At 39.0% G+C, this 21,184-nt stretch carries 28 protein-coding genes and 1 riboswitch; of the genes, 3 read left to right on the top strand and 25 right to left on the bottom strand.

From position 1 onward, the window contains the following. The first annotated feature begins 14 nt into the window (after nucleotides 1-14). Nucleotides 15-332, top strand: coding sequence for a hypothetical protein (locus tag JL53_RS06730; protein ID WP_038407162.1), 318 nt, complete (start codon nucleotides 15-17; stop codon nucleotides 330-332). A 138-nt stretch (nucleotides 333-470) separates the two neighbouring features. Here JL53_RS06730 and JL53_RS06725 read toward each other — a convergent pair whose 3' ends face one another. The 5 genes from JL53_RS06725 to JL53_RS06705 form a co-directional block, all read right to left on the bottom strand. Next, the gene (locus JL53_RS06725) at nucleotides 471-1,100 is read right to left on the bottom strand and encodes an NAD(P)-dependent oxidoreductase (RefSeq protein ID WP_038407161.1); all 630 of its coding nucleotides are present in this window, start codon (nucleotides 1,098-1,100) and stop codon (nucleotides 471-473) included. Between the two features lie 74 nt (nucleotides 1,101-1,174). Then, nucleotides 1,175-1,600 (bottom strand): Rrf2 family transcriptional regulator, encoded by a 426-nt coding sequence (locus JL53_RS06720; protein ID WP_038407160.1) that lies wholly within the window; start codon nucleotides 1,598-1,600, stop codon nucleotides 1,175-1,177. Nucleotides 1,601-1,645: 45 nt separating this feature from the next. Further along, complete coding sequence (locus JL53_RS06715; protein ID WP_003719426.1) at nucleotides 1,646-2,191, bottom strand: DUF2812 domain-containing protein; 546 nt, start codon at nucleotides 2,189-2,191, stop codon at nucleotides 1,646-1,648. A gap of 2 nt (nucleotides 2,192-2,193) precedes the next feature. Then, nucleotides 2,194-2,505, bottom strand: coding sequence for a PadR family transcriptional regulator (locus tag JL53_RS06710; RefSeq protein WP_003719425.1), 312 nt, complete (start codon nucleotides 2,503-2,505; stop codon nucleotides 2,194-2,196). Nucleotides 2,506-2,535: 30 nt separating this feature from the next. Then, entirely contained in the window at nucleotides 2,536-3,054 is a 519-nt protein-coding gene (locus JL53_RS06705; protein WP_003719424.1) for a shikimate kinase, read from the bottom strand. A gap of 87 nt (nucleotides 3,055-3,141) precedes the next feature. Here JL53_RS06705 and JL53_RS06700 point away from each other — a divergent pair, with 87 nt between their 5' ends. Together JL53_RS06700 and JL53_RS06695 are read left to right on the top strand one after the other, a co-directional pair. After that, nucleotides 3,142-3,591, top strand: coding sequence for a DMT family transporter (locus JL53_RS06700; RefSeq protein WP_003719423.1), 450 nt, complete (start codon nucleotides 3,142-3,144; stop codon nucleotides 3,589-3,591). A gap of 14 nt (nucleotides 3,592-3,605) precedes the next feature. Next, nucleotides 3,606-4,073 (top strand): DMT family transporter, encoded by a 468-nt coding sequence (locus JL53_RS06695; protein WP_003719422.1) that lies wholly within the window; start codon nucleotides 3,606-3,608, stop codon nucleotides 4,071-4,073. Between the two features lie 41 nt (nucleotides 4,074-4,114). On the opposite strand, the gene JL53_RS06690 is transcribed toward JL53_RS06695, so the two are convergent. The 20 genes from JL53_RS06690 to cblT form a co-directional block, all read right to left on the bottom strand. After that, the gene (locus JL53_RS06690) at nucleotides 4,115-4,681 is read right to left on the bottom strand and encodes a cob(I)yrinic acid a,c-diamide adenosyltransferase (protein WP_014092596.1); all 567 of its coding nucleotides are present in this window, start codon (nucleotides 4,679-4,681) and stop codon (nucleotides 4,115-4,117) included. Further along, a complete protein-coding gene (locus JL53_RS06685) occupies nucleotides 4,645-6,180 on the bottom strand; it encodes a cobyric acid synthase (RefSeq protein ID WP_038407159.1) in 1,536 nt (511 codons plus the stop codon). The genes JL53_RS06690 and JL53_RS06685 overlap by 37 nt, the downstream gene beginning before the upstream one ends. After that, nucleotides 6,180-6,986 carry an energy-coupling factor ABC transporter ATP-binding protein, CbiO family gene (locus JL53_RS06680; protein ID WP_038407158.1) on the bottom strand — a complete coding sequence of 269 codons (807 nt, stop codon included), beginning with the start codon at nucleotides 6,984-6,986 and terminating at the stop codon, nucleotides 6,180-6,182. The genes JL53_RS06685 and JL53_RS06680 overlap by 1 nt, the downstream gene beginning before the upstream one ends. Before the next feature lie 12 nt (nucleotides 6,987-6,998). After that, complete coding sequence (locus JL53_RS06675) at nucleotides 6,999-7,676, bottom strand: energy-coupling factor ABC transporter transmembrane protein (protein ID WP_003719418.1); 678 nt, start codon at nucleotides 7,674-7,676, stop codon at nucleotides 6,999-7,001. Continuing rightward, nucleotides 7,663-7,959 (bottom strand): energy-coupling factor ABC transporter substrate-binding protein, encoded by a 297-nt coding sequence (locus JL53_RS06670; protein WP_014092592.1) that lies wholly within the window; start codon nucleotides 7,957-7,959, stop codon nucleotides 7,663-7,665. Before JL53_RS06670 ends, JL53_RS06675 begins: the two co-directional genes overlap by 14 nt. Further along, nucleotides 7,956-8,606: an energy-coupling factor ABC transporter permease gene (locus JL53_RS06665; protein WP_077916439.1), complete on the bottom strand. Its 651-nt coding sequence runs from the start codon at nucleotides 8,604-8,606 to the stop codon at nucleotides 7,956-7,958. The genes JL53_RS06670 and JL53_RS06665 overlap by 4 nt, the downstream gene beginning before the upstream one ends. 80 nt (nucleotides 8,607-8,686) lie before the next feature. Further along, nucleotides 8,687-9,397, bottom strand: coding sequence for a cobalt-factor II C(20)-methyltransferase (locus JL53_RS06660; RefSeq protein ID WP_038407156.1), 711 nt, complete (start codon nucleotides 9,395-9,397; stop codon nucleotides 8,687-8,689). Next, nucleotides 9,390-10,175 (bottom strand): sirohydrochlorin cobaltochelatase, encoded by a 786-nt coding sequence (locus JL53_RS06655; RefSeq protein ID WP_038407155.1) that lies wholly within the window; start codon nucleotides 10,173-10,175, stop codon nucleotides 9,390-9,392. Before JL53_RS06655 ends, JL53_RS06660 begins: the two co-directional genes overlap by 8 nt. Then, nucleotides 10,172-11,653 (bottom strand): uroporphyrinogen-III C-methyltransferase, encoded by a 1,482-nt coding sequence (gene cobA / locus JL53_RS06650; protein WP_038407154.1) that lies wholly within the window; start codon nucleotides 11,651-11,653, stop codon nucleotides 10,172-10,174. Before cobA ends, JL53_RS06655 begins: the two co-directional genes overlap by 4 nt. Further along, nucleotides 11,653-12,405, bottom strand: coding sequence for a precorrin-6A reductase (gene cobK, locus JL53_RS06645; protein ID WP_038407153.1), 753 nt, complete (start codon nucleotides 12,403-12,405; stop codon nucleotides 11,653-11,655). Before cobK ends, cobA begins: the two co-directional genes overlap by 1 nt. Continuing rightward, nucleotides 12,402-13,127, bottom strand: coding sequence for a precorrin-3B C(17)-methyltransferase (gene cobJ, locus JL53_RS06640; RefSeq protein WP_038407152.1), 726 nt, complete (start codon nucleotides 13,125-13,127; stop codon nucleotides 12,402-12,404). The genes cobK and cobJ overlap by 4 nt, the downstream gene beginning before the upstream one ends. Continuing rightward, on the bottom strand, nucleotides 13,124-14,155 hold the full coding sequence (cbiG, locus tag JL53_RS06635) for a cobalt-precorrin 5A hydrolase (RefSeq protein WP_038407151.1): 1,032 nt from the start codon (nucleotides 14,153-14,155) through the stop codon (nucleotides 13,124-13,126). Before cbiG ends, cobJ begins: the two co-directional genes overlap by 4 nt. After that, nucleotides 14,142-14,891 (bottom strand): cobalt-precorrin-4 methyltransferase, encoded by a 750-nt coding sequence (locus JL53_RS06630; protein WP_038407150.1) that lies wholly within the window; start codon nucleotides 14,889-14,891, stop codon nucleotides 14,142-14,144. Before JL53_RS06630 ends, cbiG begins: the two co-directional genes overlap by 14 nt. Before the next feature lie 5 nt (nucleotides 14,892-14,896). Then, the gene (locus tag JL53_RS06625; RefSeq protein ID WP_038407149.1) at nucleotides 14,897-15,466 is read right to left on the bottom strand and encodes a decarboxylating cobalt-precorrin-6B (C(15))-methyltransferase; all 570 of its coding nucleotides are present in this window, start codon (nucleotides 15,464-15,466) and stop codon (nucleotides 14,897-14,899) included. Then, nucleotides 15,456-16,052, bottom strand: coding sequence for a cobalt-precorrin-7 (C(5))-methyltransferase (locus JL53_RS06620; RefSeq protein ID WP_038407148.1), 597 nt, complete (start codon nucleotides 16,050-16,052; stop codon nucleotides 15,456-15,458). The genes JL53_RS06625 and JL53_RS06620 overlap by 11 nt, the downstream gene beginning before the upstream one ends. Continuing rightward, nucleotides 16,049-17,170, bottom strand: a complete 1,122-nt coding sequence (cbiD, locus tag JL53_RS06615) for a cobalt-precorrin-5B (C(1))-methyltransferase CbiD (RefSeq protein WP_038407147.1) — start codon at nucleotides 17,168-17,170, stop codon at nucleotides 16,049-16,051. The genes JL53_RS06620 and cbiD overlap by 4 nt, the downstream gene beginning before the upstream one ends. A 15-nt stretch (nucleotides 17,171-17,185) precedes the next feature. Continuing rightward, the gene (locus tag JL53_RS06610; protein WP_003719405.1) at nucleotides 17,186-17,818 is read right to left on the bottom strand and encodes a cobalt-precorrin-8 methylmutase; all 633 of its coding nucleotides are present in this window, start codon (nucleotides 17,816-17,818) and stop codon (nucleotides 17,186-17,188) included. Nucleotides 17,819-17,829: 11 nt separating this feature from the next. Then, a complete protein-coding gene (gene cbiB / locus JL53_RS06605) occupies nucleotides 17,830-18,780 on the bottom strand; it encodes an adenosylcobinamide-phosphate synthase CbiB (protein WP_038407146.1) in 951 nt (316 codons plus the stop codon). After that, nucleotides 18,777-20,135, bottom strand: a complete 1,359-nt coding sequence (locus tag JL53_RS06600) for a cobyrinic acid a,c-diamide synthase CobB (protein WP_038407145.1) — start codon at nucleotides 20,133-20,135, stop codon at nucleotides 18,777-18,779. The genes cbiB and JL53_RS06600 overlap by 4 nt, the downstream gene beginning before the upstream one ends. Nucleotides 20,136-20,294: 159 nt before the next feature. Beyond that, nucleotides 20,295-20,497: riboswitch (cobalamin riboswitch) on the bottom strand. Beyond that, a complete protein-coding gene (gene cblT / locus JL53_RS06595) occupies nucleotides 20,471-20,965 on the bottom strand; it encodes an alpha-ribazole transporter (protein ID WP_038407144.1) in 495 nt (164 codons plus the stop codon). It overlaps the preceding riboswitch by 27 nt. Between the last annotated feature and the right edge of the window lie 219 nt (nucleotides 20,966-21,184).

The raw sequence follows: 21,184 nt of genomic DNA, 5'->3' as shown, positions 1-21,184 counted from the left end.
AAGGTGGTGTGAAAATGTCAAAGGCAAGCTTTATGGCTTCTTTGTTACAACAAGGTCTATACATTGAAAAGTATAAAGAAGCAGGAAATTCCATGTTGCCAATTATAAAATCGAACCAACCAGTCAGGCTTATTCCGATTACAGCTGATACGACACTTGAGGTAAAAGATATTGTGTTTTGTAAAGTGAAAGGTAATTACTACACGCACTTGATTTCAGCGATTCGTACGCGGAATAATCAAGTAGAATATCAAATTTCTAATAACCACGGATTTGTTAATGGATGGGTTAAACAACGAAATATATTTGGTAAAGTCGTAAAAATTTGGTGAATCATCAAATTTTATTTTTTTTGGCTTCTTTTGGTGTCAACCATCATTTGCATGGGACAGTTTTGTTCACAATATAAAAGCAAGCATTATTCGATTTTTAGTACGAATAACACCTGCTTTTAGCTTTCACCAATTTTTTTATTTAGATACGACACTAAAACGTTGCTTCAAATGTTTGGCATTTTCGATTTCGTCCACGAGTGCAATCGCATAATCAGCATAACTAATTTCGCTATTTCCTGATGCATTGGTAGTTAAGATGTTAATCGCTGTTTTGTATTCCCCAGTTCTAGCTCCGTTTGGATTGAAGAAAGCTGCTGGACTAATGTAGGTCCAGGTGACATCCGTTTCTTTTTGAAGCGCATTAAAAGCTTCTCCCATGTTGGTTGCTGTCGGTAAATAGGCGGCTGGAAAATCTGCTGTATCCATGACACGAATGGTTTCCTCAGGATCAACGTATAAGCTCCCTGCCCCGCCAACAACGATTAAGCGTGTATTTGTTCCTTTTAATATAGTTGAAAGATGTTTTAATGAAGTTTGGTGTAAGTTTTCTTCGCCTGGTGCTGCATTAAACGCATCAACGACCACATCAAAACCTTCTAAGTAACTTGTAGTTAGGTCGAAAATATCTTTTTCCATTGTTTTAATTTCGGTGGTGAGTTTTGCTTTATTACGAACGAATCCTGTGACATCATGCCCGCGACGAACTGCTTCCTTCGTAATTTCATTTCCTGCTTTTCCAGTTGCTCCGATAATAGCTATTTTCATCATCTATTCCTCCAATTTAATTAGTAACCAAAACAGTTACATTTAGTGTAAAAATGAACGGGAAATAAATCCCGCTAGTTTGTTGCTTTTTGTTTTATATCCGCAGTTATTTGACTCAAATTAGTTCGTTTTAAATCTGCTTCCATCTGTTGTTGCGCGTGGTTAAAAACAGTGTCAAGTGTATCTTGAATATTCGCACCTACTTCACAGTTCGGATTTGGATTTTTATGAATGTCAAAAAGCTGCTCTGTCCCATCCACCGCGGCATAAATATCATACAACGTGATTTCCGAGGCTGCTTTTAATAAATAAGTACCACTAACACCTGGACTTGAATGAATTAGCCCGGCTTTTTTCAGTTTACTCATGATTCGTCTAATGACAACTGGGTTCGTATTTACGCTTGCGGCAATAAAGTCAGATGTAATCGCGCGTTCTTGGTTTATATCGATTAATGTTAAAATATGGACGGCGACGCTAAAACGTGTTGAAATGGCCATTTCTTCACCTCTTTGTAACAATTATAGTTACATTTGTTTTTATTGTCAAGTGTTGCTGTTTAGATTGTTTATTTTTCGCGTAAGATTGATAAACATTTTGCCATAGAGGATGACAAGAAACAGTAGTACCGCAAAAATGAATAGCGTACTACCCGAAAAATTATTTATTTGAAAAACGATTAAAAAATTCACTATAATCATAATGCTTATTAAGGCACCAAATAAAGACCACCGCTTACGAATTTTTCTAAATAGCTGACTAAGAGATTCTTTATCGGTGAAAATAGCCTGGCTTGTTTCATCCACGGTTATAAGTTTGCGAAAATACATCCAATTCCCATTCAAAATCGGATAGGAATAGACATGTTCCCAACCCGCATCTGCAAAAAGGGTTTTATATTCCTCCTCATCGCCGGTCGTTTCTTTATAATCAATCGCATAGCTATACTCTGCCGGTGTTCCCTTTACGAAATGGTATCTAAATGATTTGTATTCTTTCAAAAACCAACCTTGTTGCGCCATATCATTTAAATAAGCCACTTCTTTTTCCATATTATCGACTGTGAAAAATTTGATAGTTTTTTTCTCCATGATTATATCCCCCTCGTATTTCTATACAATTCTTCAATCCGCGTTTTTTCTAAATGTAGGATTTCTTTACCAGTTTCTGTTATTTGATAGATTTTTCGATTGCTTTCTTCTTGGATAATTTGGATTAATCCGTCTTTACTCATTTTGGATAAACTGCCGTAAATTGTTCCTGGACCGAGCTTGATACGATTTTTGGTCATGCCGGCGACGTTTTCAATAATTGCATAGCCATGTCTAGGTTCTATTAATGACAGCAATATATAAAAAGCTGTTTCTGTCATTGGCAAATATGTTTTTTGCAATTTTTCATCCATAATTATATCGCACCTCGATGTATTTGATAATTATACTATATCACGGCTCGATATAGTTTGCAAGATTTTTTTGATTTCACTTTTTTTCTTGATAGTGAGCCATTTTTGTGGCTTTTCCATTCTTTTATTTTGGATAATTGGCTTGGTTTTGCTATCAAATAAGTTATCCCAGTAAAACATTTGCTTGAGCATTTTTATTCGAATTGGATAGTGCGCTGACTCAATCCGAAGTAATTGCTTAATTTGGCGTTTAATTAATTGATAGCGGATTTGGTGTTTTGGTATGTCTAGAAAAATGACAACATCTGCTTGTGTGAAGCTTTCCATTGCCCATGATTCGATATGTACTCCTTCAATAATCCAATCTGGTTGGCAGATAATTTGTTTTAGCAGTTCCCTTTTTTCGGGTTCTGTTCGTCTTACTTCGGTTTGTTCTCGTTTCCATACAATTCGGTCGGTTTCGAAAAAAGAAATGCCTTCCATATCTGAAAGTTTTTTTGCCAAAGTTGTTTTACCACTGCCTACTGATCCAATAATACGAATTTTCATAAAAAACCTCCGTCAAATTAAATACTATCTTTTTACCCCTAGTTTACTTTATAATTAGTTCATTGTGATAAAAAAGGAGGAGCATTCTTGATTATATTATTTATTGTATCTGGTCTTCTTGCTGGAATGGTTTTACCAGTGCAAACGGCCATTAATACGCGTCTTAGTACATATACGAAATCACCGTTCCTAGCTTCTTGGGTTTCTTTTATGGTCGGAACAACCGTTTTGCTTGTTGTTTGTTTATTTACTCAAAAATCATGGCCAATATCATCAGAAATGATCGCCTCAAATCCTTGGTATATTTGGGTTGGTGGTGGAACTTTAGGGGTTATTTTTTTAACTGCCAATATTTTACTTTTACCACGTCTAGGTTCAGCACTTCTTGTGATGATTACGGTTTGTGGACAAATGATTATGGCTATTATAATTGATAATTTTGGTTTGTTCCAGGTGCCAATGCATGAAATGAATCTCGAGCGGTTACTTGGAGTTATTTTAATGTTTGGCGGCATTTATTTGATGCAGCGATTTTAAAAGGGGGCGAAAACATGACAAAAAGATCTTCCAAATCATTACTACTTTTTATGGCGATGGGGCTTGTATCTGGCTTACTTTCACCAATTCAAACATCCATTAATAGTCAGTTGCGCGAGACAGTTAATTCACCCTTTGTGGCATCATTTATTTCATTTTTAGTAGGAACCACTTTGCTGACGATTATTTGTTTAATTGTAGAGCGACGGTTGACATTCCAGCTTAAGGGTGTTGGGCGAATTCCTTGGTGGGTATTCACTGGGGGCGCGCTTGGAGTACTTTTCGTTACTTCGAATATTTTACTTTTACCGTTACTTGGATCAGCTATGACAGTTGTTTTGGCACTTTGTGGCCAGATGATTATCGCACTGATTATTGACCATTTTGGCTTTTTTGGAGTCATTCCTCATCCAATTAACCGTTACCGAATGATTGGCGTTTTATTGATGCTTATCGGCGTATTTTTAATTCAACGTTTTTAAAAGAAAAACCTCTCCTGTAGTTTGCGGGAGAGGTTTTTTGCTTATTTCTTTTTATTTCGAAAAACAAGTTCGGAGTTTTTATAAAAAATATCTGTTTTACCAGCACGAAAATTAACTACTCGGGCCACGGCAAAAAAATAATCTGACAAGCGGTTTACATATTTGAGTACTTCCTGGTTAGATGCGGCAATTTTTTGCATGCCGACAATTTCGCGTTCTGCTCTTCTTGCTACAGTTCTTGCCATGTGGAGTAAAGAAGCTGCCCCTGTACCGCCTGGTAAGATGAATTTTTCGATTTCTGGTGGTTCGTCGGCGTAGATGTCAATTCGGTCTTCTAACCAAGCTACTGGCTCGCTAGTTAGCTTATAAGGACGTTTGCCTTCTTCTGTCGCTAAATCCCCTCCTGCATCAAATAATTGTTGCTGGATTTGTTCTAATTCTGCTTGGATTTCTGGTTCATCCGTAAGTGTTGTAATTGTAAAACCAAGTAGTGAATTTAATTCGTCAAGGGTTCCGTAAGCGTTGATTCGAATGTTGTCTTTACTAACTTTACTCCCCCCGATAATTCTTGTCATTCCTTTATCACCGGTTTTGGTGTAGATACGCATATTTTTTCTCCTTTCATGATTTTTTCTAGCTTATCCATTTGAATGTTTTCTTCTAAAAGTGTTGCTAATTTATTGTATTCTTGCTCTTTATGCGCTTTTAGTGGAGTGATTTCATGAGGATAGATCATTTGCTGTTTTTTCATTAGTAATTCATGGAAAAGGTTTTTCAGAAATATTGGATTATCAAAAACACCGTGGATATATGTGCCAATAATGTTTTTACTCGCAGAAACAGCGCCGTCTTGGTGGATTTCACTATTACCGTTTACTGCTTGAATTTCACAGAATGGCTGGATATTTTTACTGCGGGTCGTCTTACCCATATGGATTTCGTATCCTTCCACTTGTTCACCTGAAAGCGTAACTCCACTGATTTGTGTCGTTTGTTTTTGGTCTTGAAAAGTAGTTTCGGTATAAAGTAAACCTAAACCAGCGATTTCAAGTTGGCTACTTTCTACTTGGTTTGGATCTAACATTTTTTCGCCAAGCATTTGATAACCGCCACAAATTCCAATTATTTTTCCATTTTTCTCTGCAAAGTGCTGAATTGCTTTTTTTAAGCCTGATTCTTCTAAAAAGGTCATGTCTGCTATTGTGTTTTTACTTCCGGGAATGATGAGCAGGTCTGGGTTACCGAAATCATTGGTGCTTCTTATGTAACGCACACTTATATCTGGTTGGATTTCCAAAACATGAAAATCAGTAAAATTGGAAATTCTTGGCAAACAAACGACGGCAATATCAAGTAGTGCGTTATCATCGGCTGTTGTTTTTTTACCACTAAGGGCGACACTATCTTCTTCTTCTAGTTGTAAATTAGCATACGGAATTACGCCGATTACCGGAACATTAGTTAATGCTTCAATCATTTCGATTCCAGGTTGTAAAAGCGCCACATCACCACGAAACTTATTGATAATTACGCCTTTTAACCGAGTGCGTTCTTCGTCTTTTAAGAGCATAATTGTTCCGTAAATCGAGGCAAAGACGCCACCTTTATCAATATCTGCAACTAAAACAACTGGTGCATCAACCATTTTTGCCATGCCCATGTTGACGATATCTCGGTCGTTTAAATTGATTTCGGCTGGACTACCCGCGCCTTCTAAGACAATGATATCATTTTCTGCGGCTAAACTCTGGTAAACAGCTTGGATTTTTGGAATGAGCGTTTGTTTGAAGTCGTGGTAGCGGACCGCATCCATATTTGCTAAAATACTGCCCATAAAAATCACTTGGGACTGGCGGTCGTTGGTTGGTTTTAGTAACACTGGGTTCATCCGGACGTCTGGAAAAACACCGGCTGCTTCTGCTTGGAAGACTTGTGCTCGCCCCATTTCATCTCCTGTGGCTGTGATAAAAGAATTAAGCGACATATTTTGCGATTTAAACGGGACAACGCGGAATCCTTTATTTTTAAATAACCGGCAGAGACCAGCTACTAGAACACTTTTGCCGGCATCTGAGGCGGTACCTTGAATCATGATTTGTTGTACCATTAATTTTCACCTCTTTTTGTATGCGCGAAAAATTGCGCTTCTTTTTTAAATAGCGGATAGCCTGCTTGTTGATGCAGTTTAATTAACCACGGTTGAACTAGGTCAGCTTCCTCGATATTGTCTTTCTCTAAGAAAACTTGACTCGTTTCTCCGTCCGTTAAAACTTCTCCATTTTTTAATACATAAACATAATCACATATTTCGTAAATCAGATCGATATCGTGGCTTGAAATAAGAATTTTCTTTCCTTCATTAGCCAAGCGTTCAATAATTTCCATCATGATTTTTTTACCTATCGGGTCAAGTCCGGCGGTAGGTTCATCGAGCAAGAGCCAATCTGTGTCGAGTACGAGCGCTCCGGCAATTGCGACGCGTTTTTTCTGACCATAGCTCAAGTATTGCACTGGTTTATCTTGGAATTCTTTTGCTCCAACGGTTTCTAGCACGCTTGTGACTCTTTTTTCCACTTCTCGTTCGCTTACACCAAGATTTCTAAGTGCAAAAGCAACATCATCACGAACATTGGAATAAAAAATTTGCTGATCTGGGTCTTGAAATACGATACTTACTTTTTTTCGTAAAGCAAACAATGCTTTTTTGTCGTAAGTAAGTGGCTTGTCGTCAAAATACACTTTGCCTTTTGTTGGTTTATTGATTCCTAGCAGCTGCATAAAAAGGGTGGATTTCCCCGAACCATTTGCTCCAATTAGGCCAATAATGTCTCCTTTTGCTAAATCAATCGACACATCGGTTAGCGCTTTTTTTCCGTCTTCGTACTCAAATGAAATATGTTCTGTTTTAAGCACCTTGGCTTCCTCCTAGATATGAAATTCTCCTTGATATAACTTAACATCAAGTGTTATCACCATTTCATTATATCTTTTCATAACTCGATTAAATAATGTATTAACAAGCATCCCAAATGAGCGATAACTATTTTTAATTCCGTGGTAACCAAAACGTAGGCTCTGTGCTTTACGAATTGCCACTGCTTCTTCCAAGAAAATGAAGATAAAGCGGTAAATCAAAATCGTTAATTCGATAAGTATTTTAGGAATAAAAATTTGTTTCATTACTTTCGTTAACTGTACCACGGGAACTGTTAAGACAAAAAAGTAAGTTGCGGATAAACAAGCAATACTACGAAAGAAAACTTGCGTGGCGGTTGTAATTGTCACATCAGAAATTCCTAGGTAAAAACTGCCAATTGAAACAGAAGTAATAAAACTGCTTGGGTCTTTAGAAATCGAAATTAAGATGGATAACAAGCTGAAAAGTAGAAATGAAAATGGTAGCAGGAGCCATTTTAGATATTGTTTGAAGTGAATTTTTACTACATATAATGTTAATGGCACCATACATAAAAACAAGCTGGCTTGAACGAGTACAGGGCCTGTTAGAGATAAGACTAAAATAATTAAATAAAACAATGATTTTCCAGATGGTGAGTATGCTATCCAGCGATTTTGATAGGCATACTTATCAATCGTTAGCATCATTTTCAGCTTTCCGTTTGCCGCGGCTTACCCCGATAACATAAGCGATAATCCCGGTTCCAATACATCCTTGTAGCGTAAATAACAAGCTTTCAATTTCGCCACTTTTTGGTTCATAAATCGGTGTAAACCATGGTTCGTAACTCGGATCAATTTTAGTAATTTCTGCTTCTGCTTCTCCGTCTGAACCGCCATATTCCCCAGTTTTATTGAAGAAGAATGGGCTTACCATTAGTAAAATGACTAAAAGTATCAAAATGACATTAATATTAATTTTTTTCATCGTAATTGCGCCACCTTTTCTGGTAGATTTTTGCTAATTAAGTTGTACATAACTACGGTCAGTAAGCCTTCTGCAATCGCAATTGGTACTTGGGTGACACAGAAAATCGCCATAAATTTAAGAATGGATGCCATCATACCTGATGCTGGATCTGGGAAGACAACTCCTAGCTGGACACTGGTCGTAAAGTAGGTTGCAAGGTCGGCAGTCATCGCACATAAGAAAATCGATACACTTTTATTACAATTTAGTTTACGCGCTAATTTATAGACGACAAAACCGACCATTGGGCCAATTACTGCCATTGACATTGCATTTGCTCCGAGTGTTGTAATGCCACCGTGGGCAAGAAGTAACGCTTGGAAAAGCAAAACAATTACTCCAAGAACACTGACTACTAGTGGCCCAAACATAACTGTTGCCAGTCCCACACCAGTTGGATGCGAACAAGAACCTGTTACAGAAGGAATTTTTAATGCTGATAAAACAAAGATAAACGCAGCGCATAGTGCTAATAACAGTTTATTATTTTTATCAAGCGCGATTAATTTGCGAATCCGGATTAAACCAAGCACAAGAAATGGAATGAAAACAATTAGCCAAAACACAGCCCATTTAACTGGTAAAAAACCCTCCATAATATGCATTGCGTGTGCAGATTCTGGGTTAGTTAATGTGAAGTAAATGACCCCCATTAAAACAAATGGGATAAATTTCCATAATTTTTTCACCTGTATTGCTCCTTTCTTTTTTTCACAATAATCGTTGTGAAATAAGACATTTTTTCTTCTGGATTTATTTCCTGCATGCCGTAGATGATCTTTTCAGTGGACATTGCAACGTCGCTAACAACAACGGCTGAATCAAGTAAATTGGTTTTTTTAAGTAAGTTTTTTACAAGTGGTAAATTACTAGCTGCTTTCATCAAGACAATAGTGTCAAAGAGGTTCAAGGCTTGCTCTATTTTTTCAGGACCCGCCGTAACTGGAATCACGGCAAAGCTTTCTTCCTCCATAACGAGCGGTAATTCGATTCTAGAGGCGATATTAGCAAAGGAAGAAATCCCTGCTAATGTGACTGTTTCTACCTCTCCTTTTAAAAGCTCTAGTAGATAGCTGTATGTGCTGAAAATCATCGGGTCACCAAGTGTGATAAAGCCAACATCGTGTCCCTGGTTGATGTCTGTTTTAATTTCTGCGGCAATTTCTTCCCAAGCGAGCTTTTTTTCTTCTTTGTTGTAACTCATTGGAAAATGGCGCTCTTTAATGATAAGAGAGTCTTTTAAATACGGAGCAACTATTTTTTTCGCTAAACTGTCGCCGCCTTTTTTCGGTTGTGGTGTATAAAGGATTGCAAGTTTCCCAAGTCGTTCTGCTGCTTCAATGGTGACTAATTTACTGTCGCCTGGTCCAGTTCCTATTCCGTAAAATTTAGCCACGTGGATTCACCCTTTCGATTGCTGTATGAATATGGTCGATGAACTGGGCTTGAATAAGTGGATTTTCACCTAGGCCTTGTAAATGACATTCTGTTTCAATGCCTGCTTGTTCTAACGTGCTTTTCCAGGAATCTTCCTCGTCCGAAGCCATATCATTCGTGGCATGATCACCAGCAACGAGCATGAATGGCATAAGGTGCGCTTTCTTGATTCCGGCTTTATGCAATTGCTGAATCACTTGATCAAGCCCAGGATAACTTTCTACCGCACAAAGATAGATAGGTTCATTTAGTAGCATATGGTCCAAACAAGCATAAGCACTAAAAGCGTGATGCTTCGAACCGTGTCCCATTAAAATTAATGCTTCATTTTCGGTTAGTTTTGGCATTTGGTAACGAATGGCTTCGATCGCTTTTTCATAATCTTCTTTGGAGTCAAGTAGCGGTTGGCTGATGATAATTGAATCAAAGGCGGATTGGAATTTTTCCACTTGTGCTGTGATTTTTTCGAATTCCCCGCCACTAATAATATGTAACGATTGAATAATGACTTCGTTGTATCCTAATTCTTTTAGTTTATTCAATGCTTGGCTTGGTGTAGCGACATCCATATTGTCACGTGTTTTCAGTTTTTTAATGATTTTATTTGAAGTGAAGGCACGGAAAACCGTATAATCCGGAAATTCTTTTGCGACTCTTTTTTCGCAGGCTTCAATTGTTTTTGCTCTTGTTTCCGGATAACTTGTTCCGAAACTAACAACTAAAATGGCTTTTTTCATTGCAGTACTCCTTCTAGTTTTGTTTTTTGGATTAACTCGATGAAACTTTCTGGTGTGGCATTTTCGGCTTCATAATAATTCGTAAAACCAAATGATGCTAAAGTAGCGCTTGTGAATTTGCCAATAGATAAAATCGTTTTTTGTTGTAAAAGTGCTTTTTCTTCCGTGGTTAGAACTGCAAGCAAGTTATGAACCGCGCGCGAACTAGAAAAACAAATTTGATCAAAGCATTCGAGGTCAAATGGGCGTTCTGTCACTGGGCGCATATCGTATAACGGCATGGTTTGAACTGTTTCAATTCCTGCTAACATCGTTTGTACTTCTGCAGTATCAAGCACGCTTCCAATAATTAGACTACTTTGATTAGCTTTAAAACGTGGCGCATGCTCTAAAATTAATTCTTGGCTACGTCTTTTTATAAAACTATCGGGTATAATTCCTTTTTCTGTAAATGCTTCTTTTGTTTGTTTGCCAATTGCAGTTAGATGGGTGTTTTTCAAGCTACGAACGTCTGAATTAATGGATGCTAAGTAATTGAAGAAACGTTCGACTGCTTCTTTGGAGGTGAAAAGTAGTTCTTGATATTCCGCGAGTTGTCCAGCAGTTTTTGTTGGAGCGATATCGAGTACTTGGATGTTTGGGTACATGGTTACTTCGCCGCCTAAATCACGAATATTTTCCGCGAGCATACTTTTGCCTTTGCGTGCTCTTGGTAGTAAAACTTTCGTATGGAAAAGAGGCAATTCTTCAAAAAAGTTCAATTGTGGTCTTAAAGTTACAACATCCCCTACAACAATAAGTGCCGGTGAGGAAATACCAGATTCTGCTACTTTTTGCTCAATAGTTGCTAAGTTTCCAGTGACAGTTAGTTGTTTCCCGCGCGAGGCCCATTGAACAATTCCGACGGCTGTTTCTGGGTTACGGCCCTCTTGCAGCAAGTTCGCGCAAATATTGGGCAGGTTAGTCATTCCCATTAGAAAAATAAGCGTTCCTTCTAACCGCGCTAATGCTTCCCAATCAAGTGGGTCGCGGCCTTTTTTTAAGTGACCAGTAATTACGTGAAAGCTCGAGGCGAAATCACGGTGGGTCACGGGAATTCCAGCATAAGCCAAACCGCCAATCGCCGAAGTAATTCCCGGAATAACTTCAAATGGAATTCCTGCTTGATAAAGCGTTTCTCCTTCTTCGCCACCACGACCAAACACATACGGATCACCTGCTTTTAAGCGTACTACTAGATCATTTGTTTTTGATTCTCTAACAAGTATTTGTTCGATCTCCTCTTGTGGAATTGGATGATGTAATGGTTCTTTTCCAACATAAATGAGTTTGCAACTTGATTTTCGTTCTTGAAGCATTGCCGGTTCGACTAAACGATCATAGACAATGACATCTGCTTTTTGAAGTGCGGCTAGGCCTTTTACTGTCAGTAGCTGTGCATCTCCAGGACCGGCACCGATTAATATGACTTTTCCCATTAGTAGACCTCCCATTGTGTTAAAATTTCTGGTAGTTCTGTTACATGATTTATTTCGATTGGGTAGTTTAAAATTTTTCGGCGGATAACGACGACCGGAATGTTTAATTCTGCTGCTGCCGCTAGTTTTTCTTGAAAACCACCTTGTTTGCCACTTTCTTTTGTAATTAAAACATCTGCTTGTGTCATTTCTAGTTGCGTTTTATTAGCTTCTTTCGTAAAAGGACCTTTCATGCCGATTAACTGATCCGCAACTAACCCTAAATTTTCCGCAGAACGAATCACATCTGACACTGGTAAAATGCGTGCGATAAGATGTTTACCTGTTAAGCGTTCGACAAATTCTGGTAAATTTTTGCTTCCGGTTGTAAGGAAAATCCGTTCTCCCAGTTTGTTAGCAGTTGTACATGCTTCTTCAATATTAGCGACTAAAAATGTATTTTCCGCTTGCTCACTTGTTCTTTCAAAGCGAATGTATGGGATAGCTGCTTCTAGACAAGCTTCCATGGCTGTTTCAGAAACAATCGTTGCAAAAGGATGGGTCGCATCAATGACAGCAGTTACGTTTTCTGTTTGCCACTTTGCTAGCATTTCTGTTTTGGATAATCTCCCGCAAAATACTTTTTTGGCATGCTGTTTTGCAAGTGTTTCACCGTAATCTGTTGCAACCGATAGTGAGAAATCGAGTCCTTTTTCCGTTAGCCAATCGCTAATTATTAGGCTATCAGAAGTTCCACCGAGAACAAAAATCATAGCGTGTATCCTCGTGGTGTGATCATTTTGCCGTTTTTCACATAGGTTTCTTTGTTACCAACAATAACCATCGTTGTCATGTCTACTAATTCATAATCAATTTCGCGCATCGTAGTGATGATTTTCCGTTCTTCTTTACGCCCGACATCTTTTACTATGCCAACGACCGTATCGGCTGATTTAAATTCCATCATTTTTTGAAAAGCATTGGCTAAATGATTTGCGCGTCCTTTACTTCTTGGATTATAAAAACAAACGACAAAATCAGCCATTGCTGCATGTAGCAAACGTTTTTCAATCACTTCCCAAGGAGTCATTAAATCACTTAGACTAATATGACAAAAGTCGTGCATAATCGGCGCGCCAAGTACTGCCGCTGCGCCAATACTGGCTGTAATTCCGGGAACTACTTTTACTTCAAGTTCTGGATTACTTTTTTCAGCTAATTCTAAAACTAAACCGGCCATACCATATATCCCTGCATCGCCACTGGAAACAACCGCTACATTTTTTCCAGTTAGTGCGATATCAACAGCTTCTTGGCAGCGATCAATTTCCCGGCGCATACCAGTTTTTACTATTTCTTTGTCCTTGATAAGTTCTTTGATTAATTTAATATATGTTACATAACCAACGATAACTTCTGCTTCTTCTATTGCTTGTAGTGCCTCGCCTGTCATTAAGCTTTTATCTCCAGGTCCAATCCCAATCACATAAATCATTTTGCCACCTCATTATTTTTAGTTAATTTTCCTGCTGCAAATGTCACACCAGTTTCTGCAAATCTAGGGGAAATTACGTTGCCGCTACTTCCGATATCAGCCGAGGATAAAGCAACATTGCCAACTTGTACTGTTTTTTTGACAAATTCAGATGTTGGATATTTTTCAGCTACGGTTTGCAGTTCCTCTGCTGAATGGACAATAAATTTCATCTCCCATTTCTCTGCTAAATGCCTAATTGCAGGCTCTTGTTCTTTAATAGAAATACTATGAATTTCAGCGAATGCGCGTGGATGAATGTTTTCTTGTTCACAAAAGTGTTTAAAAGCAGTATCAATAGTTTCCGTTGAAATGCCTTTTCGACAACCAACACCAAGTACGCGGTGCCTTGGGATGAGCCGGATTCTTTCTAAGTCTGTCTCTGGAAGTTGCCATTTAGTAGAAATATAGATAAGCGGACTAACTGCTTTTTCTGTAAAACCTCTTTGGTCGATAGTTAGTGGTTCATCCAAGTAAATTCCAACTTCTTCTCCAGCAGCGAGTAGACTGTTAATACGTTTCGTTGTTGCTTTAAAATCTGGTAAATAGCCATCAATAGCTTTAGCGATATTGTCAATTGCCGCTACATTTGCGCGGTCAGTTGCGGTCGTAATGACAGCTTTGCCATTTGTTAAAGCGGCAACTTTTTCTGTCAGTTCGTTTGCCCCGCCGACATGTCCTGAAAGTAAGCTAATAACGAATTCACCATTTTCATCCATAACAAGTACGGCTGGGTCGGATAATTTATCTTGAATGACTGGTGCAAGTGTTCGAACGACTATTCCAGTAGCCATAATACAAATTAAACCTTGATACTTAGAAAAAAGTGTTTGCATTCCAGTTCGAAAATCAGGTTGTAGGGCTTGGCTTTTACTGTTTGCATGCTTTGCTGGTACAAAAATAGTTGCATCAATAGTATTGGTTAGTTGGATTGCCAAATCTCGGCCACGAGCTGTGACTGCAATAATCGCAATCTTATCTATACTCATGCTTGAAGTCCTTGTCATATAGTTTGGAGTAATAAAATTCTTCTCCAAGGAAATCGCCAACCATGATTAGTGCTGTTTTTGTAATGCCTGCTTCTGTGACTTTTTCAGCGATGTCTTGAAGTGTTCCTGTGACTTTTTTCTCTTCTGCCCAAGTCGCTTTGTAAATGACGGCAGCTGGGGTTTCGGGTTTGTAGCCGCCTTTGATTAACTCCGAAACAACTTTCCGGATTCCTTGAACAGAAAGAAAAATGACCATGGATGTTTGGTGAGCCGCATAAGATCTGAGCGATTCGCGGGATGGCACCGGGGTTCTTCCAGCCATTCGGGTAATAATAACACTTTGGCTTACTTCCGGAACGGTATATTCTACTCCGAAGCTACTTGCTGCCCCAAGGAAAGAACTAACTCCTGGAGTACATGTGAATGGAATTGAACGCTTTTTCATTTCTTCTACTTGTTCACGAATCGAACCATAAATGGAGAAATCGCCTGTTTGCAAGCGAACTACTTCTTTCCCGGCAGTCACGCCTTTTTCCATACAATCAATTATTTCGATTAAGTTCATACTTGCACTATTATGAATTTCGCAGTCTGCTTTACAGTATTCTAATAGTTCTGGATTCACTAGCGAACCTGCGTAAATCACCACATCTGCTTCTTTTAGTAAGTGGTATCCTTTTAATGTAATTAGTTCTTTGTCTCCAGGGCCTGCTCCGACGAAATGTACTTGTGCCATTTTATTCACTCCTTATTTTTTTTACAGCCAATAATCATGGTTGGATTTTGTGGTGCAAAGTAATGTCCTGCACCGAGTTTATGCCAATTTGCTACTTGGATTTGTTTCATCGTCAATTCACTCACCGCACATTCTTCTAAATGCTGCATGGCGGTAAGGGCGTTCTCGAGCAAAATAAAGTTGAGTACTAAATGCCCGTCTGTATTCAAATGCTCTAATGACCAATCAATAATATCGGTTAAATTTCCACCACTTCCGCCAATAAAAATCGCATCGAATTGATTAGTTGCTGGCATTTCTACTGGGGCATAAGCTTCGATAACAGCGATATTTTGCAACCCGAATTTTGCTTTATTCTGGTTGATAAGTTCTACTGCTTCTGGATTTCGCTCGATAGCTGTTACCTCGATTTCTGGATACGCGCAAGCAATTTGGAGCCCCACGCTTCCTGTACCAGCGCCAACATCTAGCACTTTTCGGCACGTATTATTTAATCCAAGTAAATCAATGCTTGCTGCTCGAACTTCCGCTTTTGTCATTGGAACTTTGCCGCGAATAAATACTTCATCCTTCATCTACAATCACCACAACATTCATATCGTATTTTTTTGCTACTTTATTCGGCGAAAGTTGATGGATTCGCTCTTCAGCTGAACTTAAGTTTTCACCAATATAGATTATTTTTTTCAAGTCTCGTTTTAAAATTTCTTGGGCGATTTCGTACGGACCAATCAGTGTATCTGTTACCATCGCTACTTTGGAATGTTGTAATAAAAAGTTGAAATCCGGAGTTTTCCCGTGACTACTTGTGATAAAACAATCATTCATAGGAAGACCAATTTTATGAAACATGATTTGGATGGAACTAATACCTGGAATAATCCGGACTTCTTCTGGAAAATGTGTCATCGCCCAGTTCCCAATCCCGTACAACAACGGGTCTCCAGAAGCTAAAATAACCACTTCCTTGCCTTTATGTTGGATGGTTTTTAAATCTGCTAACTTTTTTGGTAAAAGTTCTTTTGTTGCTGTTGTTATATTGCTTACTTCTTGTAGTTGCCGCTTGGAACCAAAAATTGTATCGGCCGTTTCAAGCGCCACTATTGCTTCACGCGTTAAAAAACTCGAATTACCTGGCCCAATTCCTACCACACTAATCACTGCCATTCCTCCCGTAAAACCTCGATATTTTTCGTGGAAGCAAGTAAGCCTCGTTCGGTTGAAAAAGTTACTACATCAATTTCTACGCTTGGTTTGGTAAACTTGAGAAAGCGTTCAGACCTTGCTTTAATTTTTTGAACAATTACGTCATAAACTTGCGTAAAACCCGCTGCTTCAATTAATTCACCTGCTGCTTCGGTTGTATTGCATTTTTCGACTTCTTGTAATAGTGAAAGTGGGGCGCCGAGAAGAGCGAGGTTGGCGACCAAGATTTCTGCACGCGCATCCGCATCTTTACTGTAGGTCGTAAATATTCCCGCCGATACTTTAACTAATTTGCCGAAGTGCCCTACCATTAAAACTCGTTTAAAGGCAAGACGTTGTGTTTCTTTCAGCATATAGCCTACAAAATTACTCATCGAAACAACTTGATTGCTCGAAAATCCAAGTATATTTTGGACAAAATCATCGCCGTAATTTCCTGGAACTAAAATGATTTGGTCCATTCCTTGTGTTCGCTTCATTTCCAATTCGATGGATAGCGACTTTTTCCAGCCTTCATCTGACATGGGCGTGACAATTCCAGTTGTTCCAAGGATAGAAATTCCGCCGATAATACCAAGATTACTGTTCATTGTACGTTTGGCGCGTTCTTCTCCTTCTGGTGCATAAACTAAAATATTGGCTCCACTAGTTGCACCAAGCGACTCGTGGACAGTTGACAGGATATTTTTTCGTGGCGCCGGGTTAATAGCCGCCTCACCAACTGCCACAGAAATTCCTTTTTGTGTAGCACGACCAATGCCAATTCCTCCGTCTAAATGGATTTCGTCATCATCCGTTAGCTCCACATCCACAAAAATCCACATGCCATGAGTTGCATCAATATCATCTCCGCCATCTTTTTGTACCGCAGCAGTTGCTTTTGTTTTAGAAAATTGTTGTTTTGCTACTGGGATTTCCAGTATCTGTCCGCCGGTTGTTTCTACTTGAACAGCATTCACTTCTTCTTGCGTTAAAATCATTTCCACACAAGCTTTGGCGGCTGCGGCTGCGCATGTTCCAGTTGTATAACCTTTTCGATATTTTTTGCCATTATAATAAATAAAATCTTCCATATTGGCCTGCCTTCTTTACATTGTGATAAGAATTGCGTTGACAATCGCGGCAGCTAAATTACTACCACCTTTTCTTCCGCGGGCCACAATAGCTGGAATATCCGTCGCAAGAATTTCTTCTTTGCATTCCGCAGCGCCTACAAAGCCTACAGGAACAGCAATTACGGCATCCGGTTGCAACTGGCCGCTTTCTGTCATTTCGATAATTTTATAAACAGCAGTTGGAGCATTTCCAAGAACAAATAGTTTCGGTCCGTCTTTTAATGAAGCAAGTTTTATTCCGGCCATAGATCTTGTAATACCATGTTGCTTAGCGATTTCGATTGTTTCAGGATCACTTACGTAACAATGATATTTACAACCTAGTTCATCTAAAAGTCGTTTATTAATACCACTAAGCGCCATATTCGTATCGGTAAAAATGGTTCCTTTATTTTGTAAACAATGAATAATTTTTGAAATCACATCCTGTTGAAAAACCAGACTATCTAAATAATCAAAATCTGCTGTCGTATGTATTGCTCGTTTAATAATTGCTTCTTCTAGCTTATTTTGGAACGTGTAATCTGGTCTAATATCATCAATAATTTGTTGAATTATTTCGAAGCTTTTTTCTTCAATTTTTGCGGGGTTTTTAATGTAGTTCATTTTTTCACTCCTTAAAATAGTAATAAATGTATCGTTGCGAAAAGAATAAATGCACAACTGGATGCGGTATAAAGTAATTTAATTGTTTGGATAATTTGTTGCTGGGTAACTGGACTTGCGCCGGCACCAATTGTTGGTTTCACAACTGTTTCGCCAAAATATTCATGTGTTCCACCGAGCGTAATATCGAGTGCTCCTGCAACAGCGCCTTCTGGATAAGCACAATTGGGACTTGTATGTTTTTTTCGATCCCGTAAGCCTATTTTCCACGCTGCTCGACTATTATATTTTAAAAGAAAGCTCGCAATTACTAGGAATAGCCAAGTGAGCCGCGCTGGGATAAAATTTGCGATGTCATCCATTTTGGCAGAAACAAAACCAATCGCACGATATTTTTCTGTCTTATAGCCAACCATCGAATCCAGTGTATTCACCGCCTTATACATTAAGGCAAGCACCGGACCACCAATGAATAAGTAAAAAAGTGGAGCAATGACCCCGTCCGCGGTATTTTCGGCAACTGTTTCAATTGTTGCTTTACTAATTTGCTCTCTGGAAAGATTTTCTGTGTCACGACCAACTATCATGCCAACTTGAATTCTTGCTGCTGCTAAATCCCCAGTCGTTAGCGTACGCTGGATTTTCCGCGCTTCTTTCGCAAGGCATGTCACAGCGAGCGTCGTGTAGCTTAAATAGATAAAAACAATCACATACAACCAGTAAGCCACTTTTGCACTAATAAAAAGTAGAAATGCGGACAAAGCGCCGGTCAAGCCAACTGTCAAAACGAATAAGATTCCACCAGCAACATACAGCCATTTTTCCGATTCACTTATTTTTCGTAAAAAAGTAACTAACAGCTGGATGAAGTTGCCAATTGCTTTAATTGGATGTGGCCAACTATAAGGATCCCCCAAAAGGCAATCTAATATAAAAGATGTCGTATAAAACAGCACCGTCATCGTTTCATCGCTCCAAACATCTGCGTTAAGATAGCAGGATTTTGGTAGAAATGGATGTGCAGATAACTCGCAAAAGTATTCCCTTTTTGATAGCCGCCGCACCATTCTTTAATAACTGCTCCGTCGCGCATTTTAGACAAATTTAGACAAGTTTTTTCCGTTGTTTCGAAAATGGAGTGATGAAATTCATGTCCGCGAATCGTTGTCCCGGTTTTGCCAAGTAGTGTATCGTATGCTGGAGTTGCAAAACAATAACCAAATTTCCGAAGTCGCTCCGTCATCTTACTCACCCCTTCAAAAATGCCTACCATATCGTAAAGCGTCCCATTCACTTCCAAACTTGTACCGAGATACATCAAGCCACCACATTCTGCATATATCGGAATGCCGTTTTCATGCGCCGTCAAAATGGATTCGCGCATCGAGTAATTTTGTGCTAGCCTACTTGCAAATACTTCTGGAAATCCTCCGCCAATATAAATGAAATCAGCTTCTGGCAACGCTTTATCTTCCAGTGGACTAAATGGAATTAATTCTACCCCGGTCGATTTGATTAAGTCTAAATTATCTTGGTAGTAAAAATGAAATGCTTCATCTAGCGCGTATGCTACTTTCTTGCCAGAAAAATCAGGTAGTTGAACTTTCGGATTAGTATTCACAAGTTCTCCGCCAAGTTCACTAATTTGCAACAATCTTTCCATATCGACATGCGTTTCGATTAAATCTCCAAGTAACGCCCACTTCGCCTCTAGTTCATCCATTTCCTCTTGCGGAACTAAACCGAGATGTCTTTCAGGAAGCGCAACCTCCGAATTTTTCGGCAAATAACCCAACACAGGAACATCCGTATATCGTTCAATCGCCCCTTTTATTAAGGAAAAATGGCTTTCTGACGCTACCCGATTGACAATCACTCCAGCTAATTGCAGTTCCGGATCAAAGCTGTTAAAACCAGCGACAATTGCGGCAGCAGAAGTAGAGATTGCCTTTCCATCAACCACTAAAATAACCGGTGTTTTCGTACATTTAGCTATAAAAGAAGTACTGGCGTTATCCCGGTCTATGCCTAACCCGTCAAAAAGCCCCATCACGCCTTCAATCACAGATATATCTGCGAGTGCAGCATGCTTTTGAAACAGAGAAGCTAGCAAACAATCGTCAGCTATTAAGAAACTATCCAAATTGATCGACGGGACACCGGTAATTGCTTGATGATAATTCGTATCAATATAATCGGGTCCCACTTTGAATGGTTGAACACGTTGACCTCTTTTTTTCAAAGCCTGCATAATACCAAGCGTTACAGTTGTTTTCCCGGCCCCACTTGATGCTGCGGCAATTACGATTTTCTTCATCTGATTTCACCTTTCCATTTAGCCATAAAAAAAGACGCCAAACAGAACTTTGGCGTCTTTTTGCAGATTTATCCTAGGTATTTCTTTCAAACTCAAAGAAACGTTCCTATTATGAAACCTGATTAATAAAGACAACTCGCTCCCTTAGAAGTTGTTTCTTAAATATTGAATATACTAGCGGTCTCCTGACTTAACTTCATCCTACTCACCAGTCTTCCCAGAAAAAAATTTCCAGTGACTTTAGTTTCATTTGGCTTTCGTCCGTATTACAGTAGCTAGGGCCTGTAGAGGATTTTCACCTCTTTCCCGGATTAATATATTCACCTATTTAGTTTTTAGTAACCGGCAATTCGCTTTTTCCAGCGTTCCGGTAAAACTTGATACACGATTTCTGCTACAAAAATATTGCAAATCGTGCCAATCGCAAGGACTGGAAATAATGCCAATACTGCTTCGTGCATAAATGGGTAAAGTGCTAATAAAGATAGCGGACAGTTAAAAACAAAAGCAACTAGACTGGATAAACCAACGCTAATTAGTTGTGTTTTTTCTGCCAACATTTGACGTGTAAAGCCATAAGCAATCATCGTAATGCCCATCATTCCAGCAACAATTAAGTGAATCGGTAGCGTTAACGGAAAACCCGCTAGTAACGCGGAAGTTAAATGACCGAATATCCCAAGAATTGCCCCGTACATTGGACCAAGTAATAAGGTACCGATAAAAGCTGGTGTCGCATCAAATGCAACTGAACCCATTAATTTTATGTTTGCGCCAATTACACACATCGCAATTAACATCGCACATAATACTAATTTTTGAATCTTCAACTGAAAAGATCACCCTCTCGTGAAAGCGTTATTTTCACCTTATTATATCCCTGTTAAACCACTGGTACAAGGGGATGCACGGGCTAGAAAGCAAAATAGTGCAAGCTTTCATAATCGCCCCGTTCCAACGTTTTGCTGTCAAATTAGCCACCAGTGTGAATTTTTTCTCATATATTCTACTTCACTAAACAAAAATGACAATATTTTGTTATAAAAAAG

The sequence above is a fragment of the Listeria ivanovii subsp. londoniensis genome, from assembly GCF_000763495.1.
In the GTDB taxonomy this organism is placed as follows: domain Bacteria; phylum Bacillota; class Bacilli; order Lactobacillales; family Listeriaceae; genus Listeria; species Listeria londoniensis.
This window is presented reverse-complemented; position numbering and strand designations above follow the sequence as displayed.

Bases quoted from the DNA above. Each gene is read 5' to 3' on its own strand.
- JL53_RS06690 (WP_014092596.1), bottom strand. From the start codon at position 4,681: ATGCGTATCTACACCAAAACCGGTGATAAAGGAATGACAAGAATTATC.
- cbiG (WP_038407151.1), bottom strand. From the start codon at position 14,155: ATGAGTATAGATAAGATTGCGATTATTGCAGTCACAGCTCGTGGCCGA.
- cobJ (WP_038407152.1), bottom strand. From the start codon at position 13,127: ATGATTTATGTGATTGGGATTGGACCTGGAGATAAAAGCTTAATGACA.
- JL53_RS06675 (WP_003719418.1), bottom strand. From the start codon at position 7,676: ATGCTAACGATTGATAAGTATGCCTATCAAAATCGCTGGATAGCATAC.
- cbiD (WP_038407147.1), bottom strand. From the start codon at position 17,170: ATGGAAGATTTTATTTATTATAATGGCAAAAAATATCGAAAAGGTTAT.
- JL53_RS06685 (WP_038407159.1), bottom strand. From the start codon at position 6,180: ATGGTACAACAAATCATGATTCAAGGTACCGCCTCAGATGCCGGCAAA.
- JL53_RS06630 (WP_038407150.1), bottom strand. From the start codon at position 14,891: ATGGCACAAGTACATTTCGTCGGAGCAGGCCCTGGAGACAAAGAACTA.
- JL53_RS06695 (WP_003719422.1), top strand. From the start codon at position 3,606: ATGACAAAAAGATCTTCCAAATCATTACTACTTTTTATGGCGATGGGG.
- JL53_RS06730 (WP_038407162.1), top strand. From the start codon at position 15: ATGTCAAAGGCAAGCTTTATGGCTTCTTTGTTACAACAAGGTCTATAC.
- JL53_RS06670 (WP_014092592.1), bottom strand. From the start codon at position 7,959: ATGAAAAAAATTAATATTAATGTCATTTTGATACTTTTAGTCATTTTA.
- cbiB (WP_038407146.1), bottom strand. From the start codon at position 18,780: ATGACGGTGCTGTTTTATACGACATCTTTTATATTAGATTGCCTTTTG.
- JL53_RS06600 (WP_038407145.1), bottom strand. From the start codon at position 20,135: ATGAAGAAAATCGTAATTGCCGCAGCATCAAGTGGGGCCGGGAAAACA.
- cobA (WP_038407154.1), bottom strand. From the start codon at position 11,653: ATGGGAAAAGTCATATTAATCGGTGCCGGTCCTGGAGATGCACAGCTA.
- JL53_RS06665 (WP_077916439.1), bottom strand. From the start codon at position 8,606: ATGCATATTATGGAGGGTTTTTTACCAGTTAAATGGGCTGTGTTTTGG.
- JL53_RS06655 (WP_038407155.1), bottom strand. From the start codon at position 10,175: ATGAAAAAAGCCATTTTAGTTGTTAGTTTCGGAACAAGTTATCCGGAA.
- JL53_RS06715 (WP_003719426.1), bottom strand. From the start codon at position 2,191: ATGGAGAAAAAAACTATCAAATTTTTCACAGTCGATAATATGGAAAAA.
- JL53_RS06625 (WP_038407149.1), bottom strand. From the start codon at position 15,466: ATGAAGGATGAAGTATTTATTCGCGGCAAAGTTCCAATGACAAAAGCG.
- JL53_RS06725 (WP_038407161.1), bottom strand. From the start codon at position 1,100: ATGAAAATAGCTATTATCGGAGCAACTGGAAAAGCAGGAAATGAAATT.
- JL53_RS06720 (WP_038407160.1), bottom strand. From the start codon at position 1,600: ATGGCCATTTCAACACGTTTTAGCGTCGCCGTCCATATTTTAACATTA.
- JL53_RS06610 (WP_003719405.1), bottom strand. From the start codon at position 17,818: ATGAACTACATTAAAAACCCCGCAAAAATTGAAGAAAAAAGCTTCGAA.
- JL53_RS06710 (WP_003719425.1), bottom strand. From the start codon at position 2,505: ATGGATGAAAAATTGCAAAAAACATATTTGCCAATGACAGAAACAGCT.
- JL53_RS06705 (WP_003719424.1), bottom strand. From the start codon at position 3,054: ATGAAAATTCGTATTATTGGATCAGTAGGCAGTGGTAAAACAACTTTG.
- cobK (WP_038407153.1), bottom strand. From the start codon at position 12,405: ATGATTTTTGTTCTCGGTGGAACTTCTGATAGCCTAATAATTAGCGAT.